The following is a 14,738-nucleotide window of genomic DNA, read 5'->3' as shown; positions in this document are numbered from 1 at the left end:
GGATGGTGTTGTGACAACAGCGTGCAGGTGACACGACTTCCTCGTGTCGAGCATGCGATGCTCGTCTCGCGAAGCGAGAGGAGCGTCGATGTCGATGGCTGAGCGTCGGACAAGTGCGGCGCGTCGCAAGGGGGAGATCCTGGATGCGGCGTTGGCGGAGCTTGCGGCCCACGGATATCAGGGGATGACGATCGGTGCTGTGGCCAAACGCGCAGGACTGTCTCAGCAAGGCCTACTGCATCATTTCCCTACCAAAGAGACACTGCTGCTCGCGGCGCTGGAATTTCTTGCCGAACGCGATTCGGCACAGATGCCGACTGCGCCGGACAGGCCGGCGTCGCCGCTGTCGTATCTGCCCGGTCTGGTCGAGCTCAATCAATCCCGGCCCGAGGCTGTTCGGGCTCGGACGGTGTTGTCGGCCGAGTGTCTCACCGACGACCACCCTGCGCGGGACTACTTCGCGGCGAGATTCCGGATGGCGAGGGTGTCGATGGCACACTCGGTTCGCCGCGAATTCGGATCCGGTCTTGCTCCGGGTATTACGCCCGAGGAAGCTGCGACTCTCCTGTCGGCCACGATGAACGGACTTCTGCAGTTGTGGCTGCTCGACCCCTCGATCGGAGAACCCGCCGAGTTGGTTCGGAAGATGTTGCATCTCGTCGCTCCTTCGGCAGGTTGGAACACTTCGTCGGTGGGCGAAGAAAACGCTGATGCCGATCCCGGCGCGGAGGGGAGCCGACCGGGCGAGATGCGCACCTGACATGCATGAATGTTGGAGGAAGATCCGAATAGTAACAAACAGGTAACGTTACCTACTGATTGGTAGGTGAGCGGGCTATGGTTTCTCTCGGACTTGCTCGTGTCGTTCAGAGGTAGCCCATGTCGATTCGCCACAACCAGCCGCGTCCGAGCTCCGGACCGCGGCGCATCGGGCGTCTGCTGTGCACTATCGCGCTGGGCGTCGTGATGGTGTCGGCAATGGTGACGATTCCCGGCGCGAGGGTGGCTGCCGAACCGGCGCTGTGCGTGCCTCCTGCGGCAGGTGGCCCCGTGTGGGTGAACGCGGACTGTGTCGATCCGGAGTTCGATACACCGGTGATCGACCAGGTGGAGGATGTCGCCACGCCTGTGCCGCATCACCGGGTGTCGGGCTACTTCGAAGGTACCGACAAACGATTCAATTTCTATTTTCCGGCAAAAGAGAAATGGCAGGGACGATTCTTCCAGCTGGTGTATCCGCTGGTCGATGAGAACGCCGAGCCTGGAGACATCGAGTTCGGGGCGGACAGCGGCGCATACACCGTTCAGACGAACGGCGGGAGCGGATACCGCGTAGACGCTGCGGCCGCGAAGTTCTCCGAACAGGTCGCGGCGGATTACTACGGAACGACCGAGACGATCCACGGGTACCTCTGGGGTGGCAGCGGTGGTTCCTATCAGACCATCGGCGCGATGGAGAACACCGTCGGAGTGTGGGACGGAGCGGTACCGTTCATCCCCGGTGTACCGGCTTCTATTCCGAACTTCTTCTTCATCCGGGCCTTCGCCCGGATGGTTCTGCACGACAAGGCCCCACAGATCGCCGATGCGGTGAGCCCGGGTGGCAGTGGTGACCCGTATGCGGGGCTCGACCCGACCGAGCGCAGCGTCCTGACCGAGGTCACGAAGCTGGGGATTCCGCTTCGCGCCTGGGAAGACTACTCCTATGTACTCGGTCTGGACGACGAGCAGGGCCTGCTCGGGTTCGCCGATGCGGTCCGAGGCGCCGATCCCGGCTATGTCGAAGACTTCTGGAATCTGCCCGGTTATCTCGGCACCGAGCAGTCGCCGCTGGGCGAGTTGTTCCGGGCCGCAGTTGTCGATGAGACGGTCACGATCACCCGGGTAGAACGCGACGGCCGGAACGCACCTACCGAATTGATCCTGGATTCTGTACCTGTCGTGCCCGAATACACGCGTCCGGACTTTGTCCTCTACGCCCCTGACGGCACCGAAGTGGGTTCATTGACGGGTGTCCTCGACCCTGCCGGCAGGTCGTTCGCCATCGGCAGTGGCAGTTCCGACGATGTGCTCCGAGCGATCGACGACGTCGGTGCCCGGCTGCGGATCGACAACCGATGGGACGTTGCGCTACCTGCGTACGCTCGCTACCAAGTGCCGCAGCGCGAGGCTTCTACGCTTTCGACCAGTACCGGAAAAGCGACGGTTCGCCGAAGTATCCGCAGCGGCCCACTGAGGTCGGCCCGGGCATCTCGACAGGTGTCAGCGGCGGCGGCGTACACACCGGCAAGATCAACGGGAAGGTTATCGTCGTCGCGAATCTGCTGGACACCGATGCCTTTCCGTGGGACGGCGACTGGTACTCCCGCCAGATCCGCCAAGCCTTGGGAAAAGACTTCGATGCCAACTTCCGTGTGTGGTTCAACGACAACGCCGACCACATCGGCCCACGGACCGATCGTCTCGTCGACTATCGCGGAATTCTCGAGCAGGCGCTACGCGATGTAAGCGCGTGGGCCGAGGAAGGGCGAATTCCGCCGGCTTCGACCCGATACGAAATCACACCCGAGAGCCAGGTCTTGGTCCCGGAAACGGCGGGGGCGCGCCACGGTATTCAGCCTGTGGTCGACCTGACCGTGGACGGAAGAGATCGAGTCGAAATCAGCGCAGGCGAGAGTGTCACATTGCGGGCGAAAATCGAGGTACCTCCGGATGCCGGAAAAGTCGTGCGAGCCGAGTGGAGCCGCACTGGCGGACCGGATTTCGTGGCAGCGGAAATGGACGGCTCGGCTCGCACCTCGGTGGAGGTGACACAGTCTTTCACCTATGAGACGACGGGCACCTACTTCCCCGCTCTGCGCGCGACTTCCCAGCGCCACGAGGAGGCGAACACCTCTTTTGCCCAGATCCCGAATCTCGGCAGAGTGCGTGTCGTGGTCCGGTAGTCATCCGCGGTTCGGTCGGACTGCTTTGGCTGTCCTCGGGCGGAAAGACGAGTGCTGAAGCGGTGGATGGTATGGGTATTGCGGTGCGGTGTAGGCGAATTCGGACAGAAGTCCGTGTCCAGCTCGTTACTGCGCAGTCCGGTCGAGGAATGCTGTGGCAAGTCCGTGCAACCGCTTGCCAACTATATTGCGGCCGTGTTTCTCTGGGGTCGTTCGAATCGGTCGTTGTCGGGTCGTAAGGAGATCGCGGTGTTCCTGTTTGCACGGCATCGGCAAGTTCGCGTCTCTATCCGTCGGTGAGACTCATGCGCTTATTCGTACGCATCCGCTGGTCGAGTTCGCTTGTGGTATCGGTTCGAAGTATTCGGATAAACCGCTGAAACAACATATGGTCGGACGTCTTTTGTGGGCGCCCGCACGATCGGAAGTCAATGGCAAGCGATTTTCATCGCTAGCGCAAATCTCCAACTGAATGTGGAAGACCCCGGAAGGATCTCGATGCTCAAACCTCGAGTCACCGCGACTCGCGAACTGGTGAACCTGGACGGTATGTGGCGCTTCGCCATCGACACCCGCCTCGTGGCCGAACCGTGGAAGCGGCCGTTCGATGCCGCCTACGAGGCTCCGGTGCCGGCCAGTTACAACGACCTCTTCCTCGACCCCGAGGTTCGTGACCATGTGGGCTGGGTGTGGTACCAGCGTGAGGTACGGGTCCCGCGCGGCTGGGCCGGGGAACGGATCCACCTGAGGTTCGACGCGGCAACTCACCACGGCAAGGTCTACGTCGGGGACGTCCTGGTGGTGGAGCATTCCGGAGGCTATACGCCGTTCGAGGCGGATATCACCGATGTCGTTACCGCAGGCCAGGAGTTCCGGCTCACCGTGGGCGTCAGCGGTGAGCTGACCGAGACCACTATTCCGCCGGGCCATATCGAGATCACCGAGGATGGGCGGCGTCGGCAGAAGTACCACCACGATTTCTACAACTACGCGGGACTCGCGCGGTCGGTCTGGCTCTACAGCACGCCCGGATCCCATATCGACGATGTCACGGTGGTCACCGATGTCGATGGTGCCACCGGGCTCGTCGACTACTCGATTACTGCAGTGGGAGAAGGGGAGATTCGGGTTCGGCTTCTCGATGAGCGGGGCGGGGAAGTAGCCACCGCTGAGGAGACATCCGGCACTCTGCGTGTTCCGGATGTTCGGCGCTGGCAGCCCGGCGCGGCCTACCTCTACACACTCGTTGCGGAATCTGTCGTCGACGGCGTGGTGGTGGACGAGTATCCCGTACCGGTCGGCGTGCGGACGGTCGAGGTCCGGGGGACGCAGTTCTTGATCAACGGAGAACCGTTCTACTTCACCGGATTCGGTAAGCACGAAGATACGCCGGTGCGCGGCAAAGGCCATGATCCGGCATATCTCGTACACGACTTCGAACTGCTGAAATGGATCGGCGCCAACTCGTTCCGTACATCGCACTACCCGTACGCCGAAGAGGTCCTGGAGTTCGCGGACCGGCACGGCATCGTGGTCATCGACGAGACTGCGGCCGTGGGCCTCAACCTTTACGTCACCGCGGGACTTCTGGGCGGTGCGCCGAAACCCACCTTTTCCGAAGAAACTTACGGCCGGGCCACCAGGGCCACGCATGAGCAGCACCTCCGGGAACTGATTGCCCGAGACAAGAACCACCCCAGCGTCGTGATGTGGTCGATCGCGAACGAGCCGGCGACGAATGAACAAGGTTCGCGAGAATACTTCGAGCCGCTCGTCGCGCTCACTCGCCGCCTGGATCCGTCGCGGCCCGTGACCTATGCCAATTACATGTTCGCGACACCGGAGGACGAGTTGATCGCCGACCTGTTCGATGTTGTGATGATCAACCGTTACTACGGCTGGTACATCGACAACGGTGATCTGCGGAGCGCCGAGCTGAAACTCGAAGACGAATTGCGCCGGTGGGTTGCCGAGTACGGTAAGCCGATCATCATGGGGGAGTACGGGGCCGATACCGCGGCCGGGTTGCATTCGCTGTTCGGCAGCAGCTGGACGGAGGAGTACCAGGTCGCTCACCTAGAGATGCATCATCGAGTCTTCGACCGCTGCCCGGCATTCGTCGGGGAGCACGTATGGAATTTCGCCGACTTCGCAACCGGGCCGGGAATACACCGTGTAGACGGCAACAAGAAGGGCGTGTTCACGCGGGACCGACGGCCCAAGGCGGCCGCCCACGCGTTGCGGACTCGGTGGTCGAACCTGCGGAACCGGAAACCGGATGCCACCGGTGCGGACCCCGGCTGACGGCCCGCACACCTTGACGAATGCAACCCGCGGCAACTGCTTGTGGGTTCGTGGGGCGAGAACGCGTAATTGACGCACGTCACAGCAGAAGGAAGTTCGACATATGTCCGGTCCAGTGCCACGACCAACGCTGTTCGCGCGAATCCTCGCCTTTGCCACCGTTCTGATCACGGGTGCGGCCCTCACTACCGGGTGTGCCGGGCAGATGGGCTCGAGTTCGGTCCCGGAGGGGACGCTGGCGATCTCCGTCCTGGGCGCCCCCAATTCGTTCGATCCGGCCCACCTCTCCGAGAGCGAGCCGGCCCTTATCTGGAGCGCCGTCTACGACACCCTGCTGTTCACCGACAATTATGGAAAGTTGCAGCCCAACGCCGCGGCGAGCTGGGAATACACCGACGAGGCGCATACCTTGACCCTGCGGCTGCGCCCCGGGATGAGGTTCAGCAGCGGGGCTCCGGTCGGCGCCACCGCGGTAAAAGTGACGATGGACCGCACCAAGGCGACCCCCGGCCAGGTCCAGGGCCTGCTGAAGAACGTGGCCGCGATCCATGCACCCGACCCGCTGACCGTGGTGCTGGAACTCGCCCGGCCGGATGCGGGGTTGTTGCCCGCACTGGCCTCGAGCGCAGGGGTGATCGCCGATCCGGCGACGGTGAGCAACGAGCGCACCCCGCTGAATCCGGTTGCGTCAGGGCCCTACACGTTGGACACCGAGCAGACGGTGCACGGTTCGAAGTACGTCCTCCAGCGCCGTGACGACTACTGGAACGCCGCCGCCCTGCCGTTCCCGACCATCGAGGTCCGGGTGATCGCGGACCGCACGGCGGCGCTCAATGCCCTCCAGTCAGGGGAACTGAATGTCGGCAGTGTGGAGGGCGCCTATGTCGATCGATTGAAGGCCTCCGGCTTCGCGGAGTTCCGGATCGAGGCAAACTCGCTCGCTTATGTGGCACTGGTCGACCGGGCCGGCGAAATGTTGCCACCGCTCGGCGATCTGCGGGTGCGCCGAGCCATCAATCTCGCGTTCGATCGTTCGCGGATCATCGAGACGCTGTTGCGGGACCAAGGGACCGCGACGAGCCAGCCGTTCAACCCGGACGGCCCCGCCTACGATGCGGCTCTCGAGAAGACCTACCCGTTCGATGTCGACGAAGCGAAACGGTTGTTGGCGGACGCCGGATACCCGAACGGGTTCGCTGTCACGATGCCGGAAATCTACTACTCCAAAACATTCGTGCCGACGGTGACGCAGTCGCTGGCTGCGATCGGGATCGAGGTGACCTGGGAGCCGGTCCCGCCGCAGCAGACCAACGCGGTGCTGTCCTCGAAACGGTATCCGATGTATGTCGCCGTCGAGGGGGTCAATGTCTTTCCGCAGGAGTTGGCGTGGCGGTATCTGGTGGACAGTCCGCGAAATCCGTTCGACAGCCGGAGCCTGGAACTCACCGCATTGATCGACAGGTACAACCAGGAGCTCGACGAGACCTCGAGCACGGCAATCGCGCGGCAGATCAGTGCATTCATGGTGGAGCAGGCGTGGGATGCTCCGCTGTTCGCGGTGCCGCGCCACTGGGTGACCAAAGACGGCGTGGTTCTGCTCGGCGACGGGACACGGATCATCTCGACCGTCCGGCAGTTCGGGCTCGCGCAGTGAGGGGCCCTCGAATCGAGTACCGATCTCGTGTCCGGCCGGTTGCCCTCATTCGGCCGGGAGCCGAGAGGGTTTTCGCCGCAGGCAGTCTCGAGTGGACTTCATGACGGTGATCGTGGTGATGGGGGTGTCCGGTTCGGGTAAAACGACGGTCGGGGTCCGGCTCGCGGAGCGGCTCGGTACGGGCTACGCGGACGCGGACGCCTTTCATCCGCCGGTGAACGTCGAGAAGATGGCCGCCGGTATCCCGCTGACCGATGAGGATCGCGCGCCCTGGCTGCGTTCGACCGCCTCCTGGATTGCGGACCGGGGCGAGCGCGGTGGGGTCGTCTCGTGCTCGGCGCTCAGACGCCGATATCGCGACGTACTGCGTACCGGCGGCGACGTGTGGTTCCTGCACCTGGCCGGTCCGATGGCCATGCTCACCCCCCGGATACAGGCGCGCACGGATCATTTCATGCCCGTCTCGCTGCTGGAATCCCAGTTCGCGGATCTCGAGCCGCTGGAATCCGACGAATTCGGCCGCGTCGTCCAGGTGAGCAACTCCGTCGCCGGTGTCGTCACCGAAGCGGTCGCAGCCTATCGCGGGGCACGAGCCGATATCGAAGCGCGGCGGGCCGGCCGATGACCCTGGCATGGATCGATGCTTCGGCCGGAATCGCCGGCGATATGTTGCTCGCCGGCTGTGTCGATGCCGGTGCTCCACTGGAGGTGGTGCAGCGGGCGATCGATGCCGTTGTCCCTGGCTCGGTCGAATTGCGCCGGACAGAGGTGATGCGTGCGGGGATGCGCGCCTGCAAGATCGATCCGGTGGTCCTGGCCGATGATCCGCCACACCGGCATTGGTCCCGGATCCGGGAGATGCTGGAACGTGCGGAGTTACCGCAGGCGGTCCGGGCCGGCTCGCTCGGAGTATTCCGACGGCTCGCCGAGGCCGAAGCGGGGATCCACGGCACCACGGTGGATGACGTGCATTTCCACGAGGTCGGTGCCCTCGACGCGATCGCCGATATTGTCGGAACCTGCGCCGCCCTGTATCACCTCGGTATCGACCGGGTCGTCGTGAGCCCGATCGCGGTCGGCTCCGGAACGGTCGGCGCCGCGCACGGGCAGATACCGGTGCCCGTCCCCGCGGTCCTGACCATGACCCGAGGATGGCGAATCCACGCGGGTGGATGCGGAGAACTGGCGACGCCGACCGGGGTCGCGCTGGTTACCGCGCTTGCCGTCGAATGCGGTCCGATCCCCGATATGCGGCCGGATGCTGTGGGTATCGGTGCGGGTACCCGCGATTTTCCCGGCCGTGCCAATGTGGTCCGGATCGTCGTCGACTCCGGCGTCGCGGACTTCGGGGAAAGCCTGACCACACGGGTGCTGATCGAAGCGAATATCGATGATCTCGACCCCCGGGTATGGCCGGTGGTGGTGCAGCGGCTGCTGGACAGCGGAGCCGACGACGCCTGGCTCGTCCCTGTTCTCATGAAGAAGGGCAGGCCGGCTCACACTGTCACCGCGCTTGTTCCGGCCGAGGCTGTGACTGCCGCGTCGGAGGTGCTCTTCGCCGAGACCAGCACGATCGGCGTGCGGTACCGCGAAGTCCGGAAAACCGAGTTGGCCCGGACCTGGGTACCGGTACCGGTGGATGGCGGGCAGGTACGAATAAAGGTCGCCGGCCACCGCGGCGGTATCGACCAGGCGACGGTGGAGTTCGAGGACGCCTTCGCGGTGGCCAGGGAAACGGGGCGGCCGGTTCGAGCGGTCCTCGACGAAGCCGGTGCAGTAGGCGTCGCCCGCGGGCTGGTTGCGGGAGCGCCCTTCCCCTTTGCGGGGAAACCGGCACATCCGGCCGAATGAAGGCCTGCTGCGGACTTCCGCGAAGAGGTCGGGTTGCTCCGCCCGTGTCAGGCGTGCGGTTCAGCTATCTGTGCGGCGAGATGTCCTGCGCCGTAACCGTTGTCGATATTCACCACACCGATACCGGGCGAGCACGAGTTGAGCATCGACAGCAGCGGCGCGATACCCCCGAATGCCGCACCGTATCCGACGGAGGTGGGTAAGGCGATCACCGGTGCGGTCACCAGGCCGGCCACGACGCTGGGTAGTGCGCCGTCCATACCGGCCACCACCACGAGCGCCCGCGCGCGGCGCAGCACCTCGAGATGAGCGAGTACCCGGTGGAGTCCGGCTACTCCGACATCGGCGATCAGCTCGGATTCGCGGCCGAGATAGGTCGCGGTGAGATGTGCTTCGAGGGCTACCGGCAGATCGGAGGTGCCGGCGGTGAGGACCACGACGCGGCCCCCGCTCGGTCGTGGGGGCGCGGGTGGCCAGGCGACCAGACGAGCATCGGCGTGGTGGGCGGCGTCGGGAAGCACGGTCCGGATCGCCTCGGCTTGTTCGGGCTCGGCCCGGGTGAACAATGTCGCCGTATGCGGGTGCTCACGGACCTCGGCCGCGATGGCGGTGAGCTGCGCAACCGTCTTGCCGCGACAGAAGATGGCCTCCGGGTACCCTCTCCGGCCGGCGCGGTCGTGGTCGAGCCGGGCGAAAATCTGTGGTGCCGGCCAGGACGCAGTCACCGGATGTCCACCAACGGCAGGGTGAACGCGCCGGACTGAATGCCCGCGAGGTCTAAGGTGACGAAACGGAATCCTGCCGCTCGTATCGCCGTACGGATCCGGGTGCGGGCCGGCTCGACGACGGCTTTCTCGAACTCGTCGTCCGATAGTTCGATGCGTGCGATATCGCCGTGATGTCGCACCCGGAGGTCACGGAAGCCCAAACATCGCAGCGCTTCCTCTGCGCGTTCGACCTGTGCGAGTTTTTCCGGGGTGACTTCGGCGAAATGCGGTATCCGCGAGGCCAGGCACGGTGCGGCCGGTTTGTCCGCACAAGGCAACTCGAGAGCGAGCGCCAGCTTGCGGACGGTGATCTTGTCAACGCCCGCCTCGGCCAGCGGACGCAGGACATCGAATTCGGTGGCCGCCCGTGCCCCGAGCCGATCAGGTCTGCGGAGATCGTCGGCGTTCTCGCCGTAGGCAACGGCTTCCAGACCTTCCTGGTCCAGCACTGTTGCCGTGATGCCCTGGAACAGTGCATGTTTGCAGTGGTAACAGCGGTCCGGGCCGTTGGCACGGTAGGCGGGCGCAACCCCTTCATCTGTCGTCAGCTCGACGATGCGCACGCCGAGAATGGCTGCGAGTTCGTGTGCGCTGCGGCGTTCGGACTGCGCGAGGCTCGGGGATACGCCGAGAATCGCTACCACCTGGTCCGGGCCCAGTTCCCGTACGGCCAGAGCCAGCAGCACTCCGGAGTCGACGCCCCCCGAGATCGCCACTCCGAGCCGTCCGCAGTGCCGTAACCGGGCGGCGACCCTGCGTTCGGCCCGGGCGAGTGCGCCGGAAAGCTGGATCGGTGCCGCGATGTGCCGCTGGCTCATATGCCGTTCTCCCTCACATCCGGAAACTCCGTGTGTTCGCCTATTCAGACCCAGGCCGCCCAGAGGCGGCAAGCGGTTGCCCTGACTTGTTTTCCCGGTGCGGAGTCCACGCAAAGTGGTCATACACGCAGTCTCGGCACGCTAAATTCTTGTAGTGCTAAATTTTGGTGCCCCTGAGTATGCACGCGGCGCCGCGGCCACGGAACCGGTGCGACACCGGACCTCGTCACCGACCATCTACGACATCGCGCAAGAGGCCGGTGTCGCACCGTCGACGGTGTCACGCGCCTTCTCCCGGCCGGGCCGCGTGAGCGCGGCGACCTCGGCACATATCCACGAAGTCGCTGAGCGACTGGGCTACCGGACCGCCCCACGGACGGTCGCACCGGCGAAGGGCCGGACCGGCACACTGGCACTCGTCGTTCCCGACGTGACGAACCCAGGCTTCTTCGCCACTATTCGCGGTGTGGAAGCCGCGGCGGCGGAGGCGGGCTACCTGGTTCTGCTGGCCGAGACACAAGAATCCGCGATGCTGGAGCGCAAGTTGCTGGACCGCCTCATCCCGGATGTCGACGGGGTCGTACTGGTCAGTTCACGTCTCCCGGACCGCGCCGTGCGCACGATTGCGAGCCAATGCCCGATCGTCGTCCTGAATCGGATCGTTGCCGGGATGCGCTGTATCGTGCCCGACACCGCCGTCGGTGTTCGTGGCGCGCTCCGGCACCTGGCCGGACTCGGGCATCGGTCGGTGACCTACATCGCCGGACCGGAGGCGTCCTGGGTGGACGGTATGCGGTGGCGTTCGGTGCAGGATCTCTCCGCCGAGTTCGGCTTGAAGGTGAGCAGACTCGGGCCGTGTCCGCCGACGATGTCGGGCGGGCGGGATATCACGACAGCGGTACTGCGCCAGTCGTCGAGCGCCGTACTGGCCTACAGCGATCTGATCGCTATCGGCCTGTTACGCGGACTGCGCGGCCGCGGGATGCGGGTACCGCACGATATGAGCGTGATCGGATTCGACAATGTCGTCGGTTCGGACTTCTGTTCGCCGCCGCTGACCACCGTGGCCGCGCCGCTGCGCACGATGGGCGCGGCGGCATTTCGCGAACTGCGTCACCTGGTTCGCAGCGAATCGGCCGATTCGCGATCGGTGGTCTCGGTACCGCCGCAACTCGTCGTCCGGGAATCCACCGGGCCGTGCGGGTGACCGCGGACCTGTCCTGGGACGGCCGGCTGTGCCATCAGGCCTGGTCACCGCCCGGGTCTGTGCGACGGGAGCACATGGCGACAAAGGTGTCGACCATCGCCGTCATATCGATCGACGAATCCATGAGCCACTGGAGCTGTAGACCGTCGATCACCGCGAGGAGAAGGCGGGCCATATGCTCGACGGGAACGTCCTCGCGCACCCAGCCGCCCTGCTTGCCGTCCTCGAGCGACCGGGTCACCGATGTCCCGATGGTGCGATACCGGTCGACGAAGTAGCCGTGTGCGTGATGTCCGGGATCGGTAGCTGCCGCCGAGAGGGCGACGAACAACTTGATGATGCCGGGCTCGTCGAGTTTGCGTCGTACGGATTCGGTGGCGGCGGCGATCGGATCATCGGACCGGCGGGCGATCGCGATCCCGAGTTCGTCGCGCCGTTGCAGGATCGCGAGCAGCAGCTCCTCGCGCGACCCGAAATAGTGCAGCAGCGCAGGCTGGGTCACTCCTACCCTGTCGGCGATCTCCTGGAGCGAAGTACCACGATCGCCGTACTCGGCGAAAACACTCAGTGCGGTCTCGAGAATCTGTTCCCGCCGTTCGAGCCCCTTACGGTAAGGGCCACGCCGTTGTCGCGTCGTCACCGGGCTGACGCTACCCCCGGTCCCAACCTCGTTGTCGCGGTTGTCGTTCATTGTGCGTCCTTCACCCAGAGCCGGGAATCTCGGCAGATCCACTCTGCATGGACGATCGGTACTGACAATTCAGCGGGGATTTCGATCGTCAGGGCAACGGATTGCCGCCAGTTGCCCGCACATGGCAATCGGTTGCTACCGAGGTAGCCGCGGGGCTAGCGTCACCCACATCATGACGAAAGCCGGGCGCGCACCCACGATCTACGATGTCGCCGCCGCTGCGGGGGTTGCGCCGTCGACGGTGTCACGGGCGTTCGCACGGCCCGGCCGGGTGAGCGCAGCGACCGCCGCACGAATCCATCGGGTCGCCGAGGATCTCGGGTATCGGGTGAACCCCCTGGCCCGCGCGCTGCAGAACGGGGCGTCGTCCACCGTCGCGCTGGTGGTCTCCGATGTCACCAATCCGGTCTTCTTCGCCATAATCCGCGGTGTCGAGGCAGCGGCCGGTGCGGCCGGCTACACGATGATGCTGGCGGACACCCAGGAATCGGAACCCCTCGAACGGACCCTGCTCGACCGTCTCCTGCCCGCCGTCGGCGGGATCGTGCTGGCGAGTTCCCGCCTGTCCGACCGGGCGATTCGAGCAGTGGCCACCCAACGGCCCACCGTAGTCCTCAACAGGGTCGTCGCCGGGACTCGATCGGTTGTCCCGGACACCGCCTCCGGTGTCGAAGCAGCCCTCCGGCAACTGTCCGATATGGGACATCGGTCGGTGACCTATGTGGCGGGGCCCGAGGCATCGTGGGTCAACGGTGCCCGCTGGCGCGCGGTTCTCGACGTAGCCGGTGAACTGGGGCTGCGAGTGGCCCGTACCGGACCCAATCTGCCGACGGTGTCCGGTGGGCTGGCGGCGGCCGAGGCGATGGCGCGCCGGGTGCCGTCGGCGGTGCTGGCCTATAACGACCTGCTGGCCATCGGACTGCTCCGGGGCTTCGGGCAGGCCGGCATCCGCGTACCCGACCGGACGAGCGTTATCGGGTTCGACAATGTCTTCGGCTCGGACTTCTGCTCTCCGCCGCTCACGACTGTGGCGACGCCGTTGCGAGCGATGGGTACCGCCGCGTTCCAGGAGTTGGAGCGGGCGATGAAGGCGGAACCGCTGCCCGCGTCCCCGGTGGTCTCGCTGGCCTCTCAGCTGGTCGTGCGTGGGTCGGCCGGTCCACGCAGCCGGAAGAGGACTTCGCCGGCTTCGCGAACGACCAGAGTATCGGCGTCGGCTTCCCAGAGTCCCGGCTCCACCGTGGCGGGGTCGGCGTAGTCCAGATTCGCTGCTCGCACACGCTGTTCCGGAATGCCGGTGGCCAGCGCAACGGTGACCCGGCACTGTTCGCCGGTGTGCTCGTCGTAGGTGCCTGCCCCGCGGAGGTGGGTGGAATGTGCGAGTACGCCCCAGTGCAGATGCCGGAAACGGTCCCATTGCTTCACGAAATAGTCGCGAGTGTGGTAGCCGATCTCCTCGATCTCCGGATGCATCTGTGAGATCACGGAGATATGCGGGGCGTACAGGACGACGGACCCGCCGTCCGCCACAATCGGTTCCACCTTGTAGAAGCCCTTGGCGGCCGTCCACATATCGTCGTACTTCGCCGGGATCAGGGAGAGTACGCGACGTACCGGTGCGTCGAGGTAGCGCACGTGAGTATCCGCCGATACCTCTGCCGCGGCGGCCCAGGCGGAGAGGGGGTCGCCGAACGTCGCGCTGCGCAAGCGTCCGGTGCCGGATTGCACTACGAGGCACAGCGCATGGTGTTCGCCGGGTACCAGCGCAGCGGCCTCGTGAATGAGCGCCCGGACCGGTGTGATGCCCGTGGTCCCGATGATGTCCCGGCTCGTGATCAGGGCGCCCAGCCAGTGCGATACATCGATCACCTCCGGGCCGGACAGCCCGGGAAAGAAGTATTTGTACCCGCCGGAGAATCCGACCACTTCGTGTGGAAAGACCGGTCCCAGAATAATCGTCATATCGTGTTCCACAACTGCCCGGTTGATCCGCACCTCCACGTCGATGTGCAACAGACCGTCGGACAGTTCCCCGATGCGATCGGCCGGGATTCGGCCCACGGTGACGAAAGTCGCCGGATCCCACCATTCGTGGTTGCGGACGGTGAGACCCGGGTATCGGTCCGCGCAACCGCCGGGCGGATAACCCAGCCAGGTGGCCAGCCGGTCCTCGTCCATTGCCGCATGGGTGCCGAGCGCGATGAGCACGGTGATCCGGCTCGCGCGGCCGGACAATTCGGCGTGCAGAATCGACAGCAGCATCGGTAGCGGACAACTGCGGGTCGCGTCGGGAACCACGAGGCAGACGCTGCGCCCGTCGAGGTGCAGCCCGTCCAGTTGCTCCGCGAGAAAGGCGCGCACATCGTCTTCGGACAGGTCGGCGCCGTTGTGGCCGGTAAGGGAGAGGCAAGGCACGGTCACACCCTCGCTTTCTACGCATGGTCCGGTCGGACGATGCACGCCGGCGAGCGAATCGGCAACGTACTGCGGCAACTCGGGGC

Annotated in this window: 12 protein-coding genes and 1 pseudogene; 9 read left to right on the top strand and 4 right to left on the bottom strand. The window is 65.0% G+C overall.

Features of this window, described 5'->3' with window-relative positions:
• Positions 1–88 precede the first annotated feature (88 nt).
• The 7 genes from AB0F41_RS01655 to larC all read left to right on the top strand — a co-directional run bounded on the left by AB0F41_RS01655 (position 89) and on the right by larC (position 8,754).
• Positions 89–760: a TetR/AcrR family transcriptional regulator gene (locus AB0F41_RS01655; RefSeq protein ID WP_357420737.1), complete on the top strand. Its 672-nt coding sequence runs from the start codon at positions 89–91 to the stop codon at positions 758–760.
• 119 nt (positions 761–879) lie between these two features.
• Positions 880–2,508 carry a hypothetical protein gene (locus AB0F41_RS01650; protein WP_357420736.1) on the top strand — a complete coding sequence of 543 codons (1,629 nt, stop codon included), beginning with the start codon at positions 880–882 and terminating at the stop codon, positions 2,506–2,508.
• A 113-nt stretch (positions 2,509–2,621) separates the two neighbouring features.
• Positions 2,622–2,945 carry a hypothetical protein gene (locus AB0F41_RS01645; protein ID WP_357420735.1) on the top strand — a complete coding sequence of 108 codons (324 nt, stop codon included), beginning with the start codon at positions 2,622–2,624 and terminating at the stop codon, positions 2,943–2,945.
• A 498-nt stretch (positions 2,946–3,443) separates the two neighbouring features.
• Complete coding sequence (gene uidA, locus AB0F41_RS01640; protein WP_357420734.1) at positions 3,444–5,249, top strand: beta-glucuronidase; 1,806 nt, start codon at positions 3,444–3,446, stop codon at positions 5,247–5,249.
• A gap of 103 nt (positions 5,250–5,352) precedes the next feature.
• Entirely contained in the window at positions 5,353–6,903 is a 1,551-nt protein-coding gene (locus AB0F41_RS01635) for an ABC transporter substrate-binding protein (RefSeq protein WP_357420733.1), read from the top strand.
• Between the two features lie 100 nt (positions 6,904–7,003).
• The gene (locus AB0F41_RS01630) at positions 7,004–7,528 is read left to right on the top strand and encodes a gluconokinase (protein WP_357420982.1); all 525 of its coding nucleotides are present in this window, start codon (positions 7,004–7,006) and stop codon (positions 7,526–7,528) included.
• A complete protein-coding gene (gene larC, locus AB0F41_RS01625; protein ID WP_357420732.1) occupies positions 7,525–8,754 on the top strand; it encodes a nickel pincer cofactor biosynthesis protein LarC in 1,230 nt (409 codons plus the stop codon). Before AB0F41_RS01630 ends, larC begins: the two co-directional genes overlap by 4 nt.
• Before the next feature lie 47 nt (positions 8,755–8,801).
• Here the strand turns inward: larC and larB are convergent, their stop codons facing one another.
• Positions 8,802–9,479 carry a nickel pincer cofactor biosynthesis protein LarB gene (gene larB, locus AB0F41_RS01620; protein ID WP_357420731.1) on the bottom strand — a complete coding sequence of 226 codons (678 nt, stop codon included), beginning with the start codon at positions 9,477–9,479 and terminating at the stop codon, positions 8,802–8,804.
• Positions 9,476–10,339, bottom strand: coding sequence for an ATP-dependent sacrificial sulfur transferase LarE (gene larE, locus AB0F41_RS01615; RefSeq protein WP_357420730.1), 864 nt, complete (start codon positions 10,337–10,339; stop codon positions 9,476–9,478). The genes larB and larE overlap by 4 nt, the downstream gene beginning before the upstream one ends.
• 208 nt (positions 10,340–10,547) lie before the next feature.
• Here larE and AB0F41_RS01610 point away from each other — a divergent pair, with 208 nt between their 5' ends.
• Positions 10,548–11,546: a LacI family DNA-binding transcriptional regulator gene (locus AB0F41_RS01610; protein WP_357420729.1), complete on the top strand. Its 999-nt coding sequence runs from the start codon at positions 10,548–10,550 to the stop codon at positions 11,544–11,546.
• 34 nt (positions 11,547–11,580) lie between these two features.
• Here the strand turns inward: AB0F41_RS01610 and AB0F41_RS01605 are convergent, their stop codons facing one another.
• Entirely contained in the window at positions 11,581–12,186 is a 606-nt protein-coding gene (locus AB0F41_RS01605) for a TetR family transcriptional regulator (protein ID WP_357420728.1), read from the bottom strand.
• A 223-nt stretch (positions 12,187–12,409) separates the two neighbouring features.
• On the opposite strand from AB0F41_RS01605, the gene AB0F41_RS01600 reads away from it, so the two are divergent.
• Positions 12,410–13,495, top strand: a complete 1,086-nt coding sequence (locus AB0F41_RS01600) for a LacI family DNA-binding transcriptional regulator (RefSeq protein ID WP_357420727.1) — start codon at positions 12,410–12,412, stop codon at positions 13,493–13,495.
• A 599-nt stretch (positions 13,496–14,094) separates the two neighbouring features.
• Here AB0F41_RS01600 and AB0F41_RS01595 read toward each other — a convergent pair.
• Positions 14,095–14,598: pseudogene (locus tag AB0F41_RS01595) on the bottom strand (lactate racemase domain-containing protein); the annotation flags it as partial.
• Between the last annotated feature and the right edge of the window lie 140 nt (positions 14,599–14,738).

Source organism: Nocardia sp. NPDC024068 (assembly GCF_040638875.1).
In the GTDB taxonomy this organism is placed as follows: domain Bacteria; phylum Actinomycetota; class Actinomycetes; order Mycobacteriales; family Mycobacteriaceae; genus Nocardia.
Note: the sequence above shows the minus strand (reverse complement) of the source record. Positions and strands in the feature narration are given on the sequence as shown.

Coding starts and splice junctions, on each gene's coding strand:
- AB0F41_RS01655 (WP_357420737.1), top strand. CDS start 89: ATGTCGATGGCTGAGCGTCGGACAAGTGCGGCGCGTCGCAAGGGGGAG.
- AB0F41_RS01650 (WP_357420736.1), top strand. CDS start 880: ATGTCGATTCGCCACAACCAGCCGCGTCCGAGCTCCGGACCGCGGCGC.
- uidA (WP_357420734.1), top strand. CDS start 3,444: ATGCTCAAACCTCGAGTCACCGCGACTCGCGAACTGGTGAACCTGGAC.
- AB0F41_RS01635 (WP_357420733.1), top strand. CDS start 5,353: ATGTCCGGTCCAGTGCCACGACCAACGCTGTTCGCGCGAATCCTCGCC.
- AB0F41_RS01630 (WP_357420982.1), top strand. CDS start 7,004: ATGACGGTGATCGTGGTGATGGGGGTGTCCGGTTCGGGTAAAACGACG.
- larC (WP_357420732.1), top strand. CDS start 7,525: ATGACCCTGGCATGGATCGATGCTTCGGCCGGAATCGCCGGCGATATG.
- larE (WP_357420730.1), bottom strand. CDS start 10,339: ATGAGCCAGCGGCACATCGCGGCACCGATCCAGCTTTCCGGCGCACTC.
- AB0F41_RS01600 (WP_357420727.1), top strand. CDS start 12,410: ATGACGAAAGCCGGGCGCGCACCCACGATCTACGATGTCGCCGCCGCT.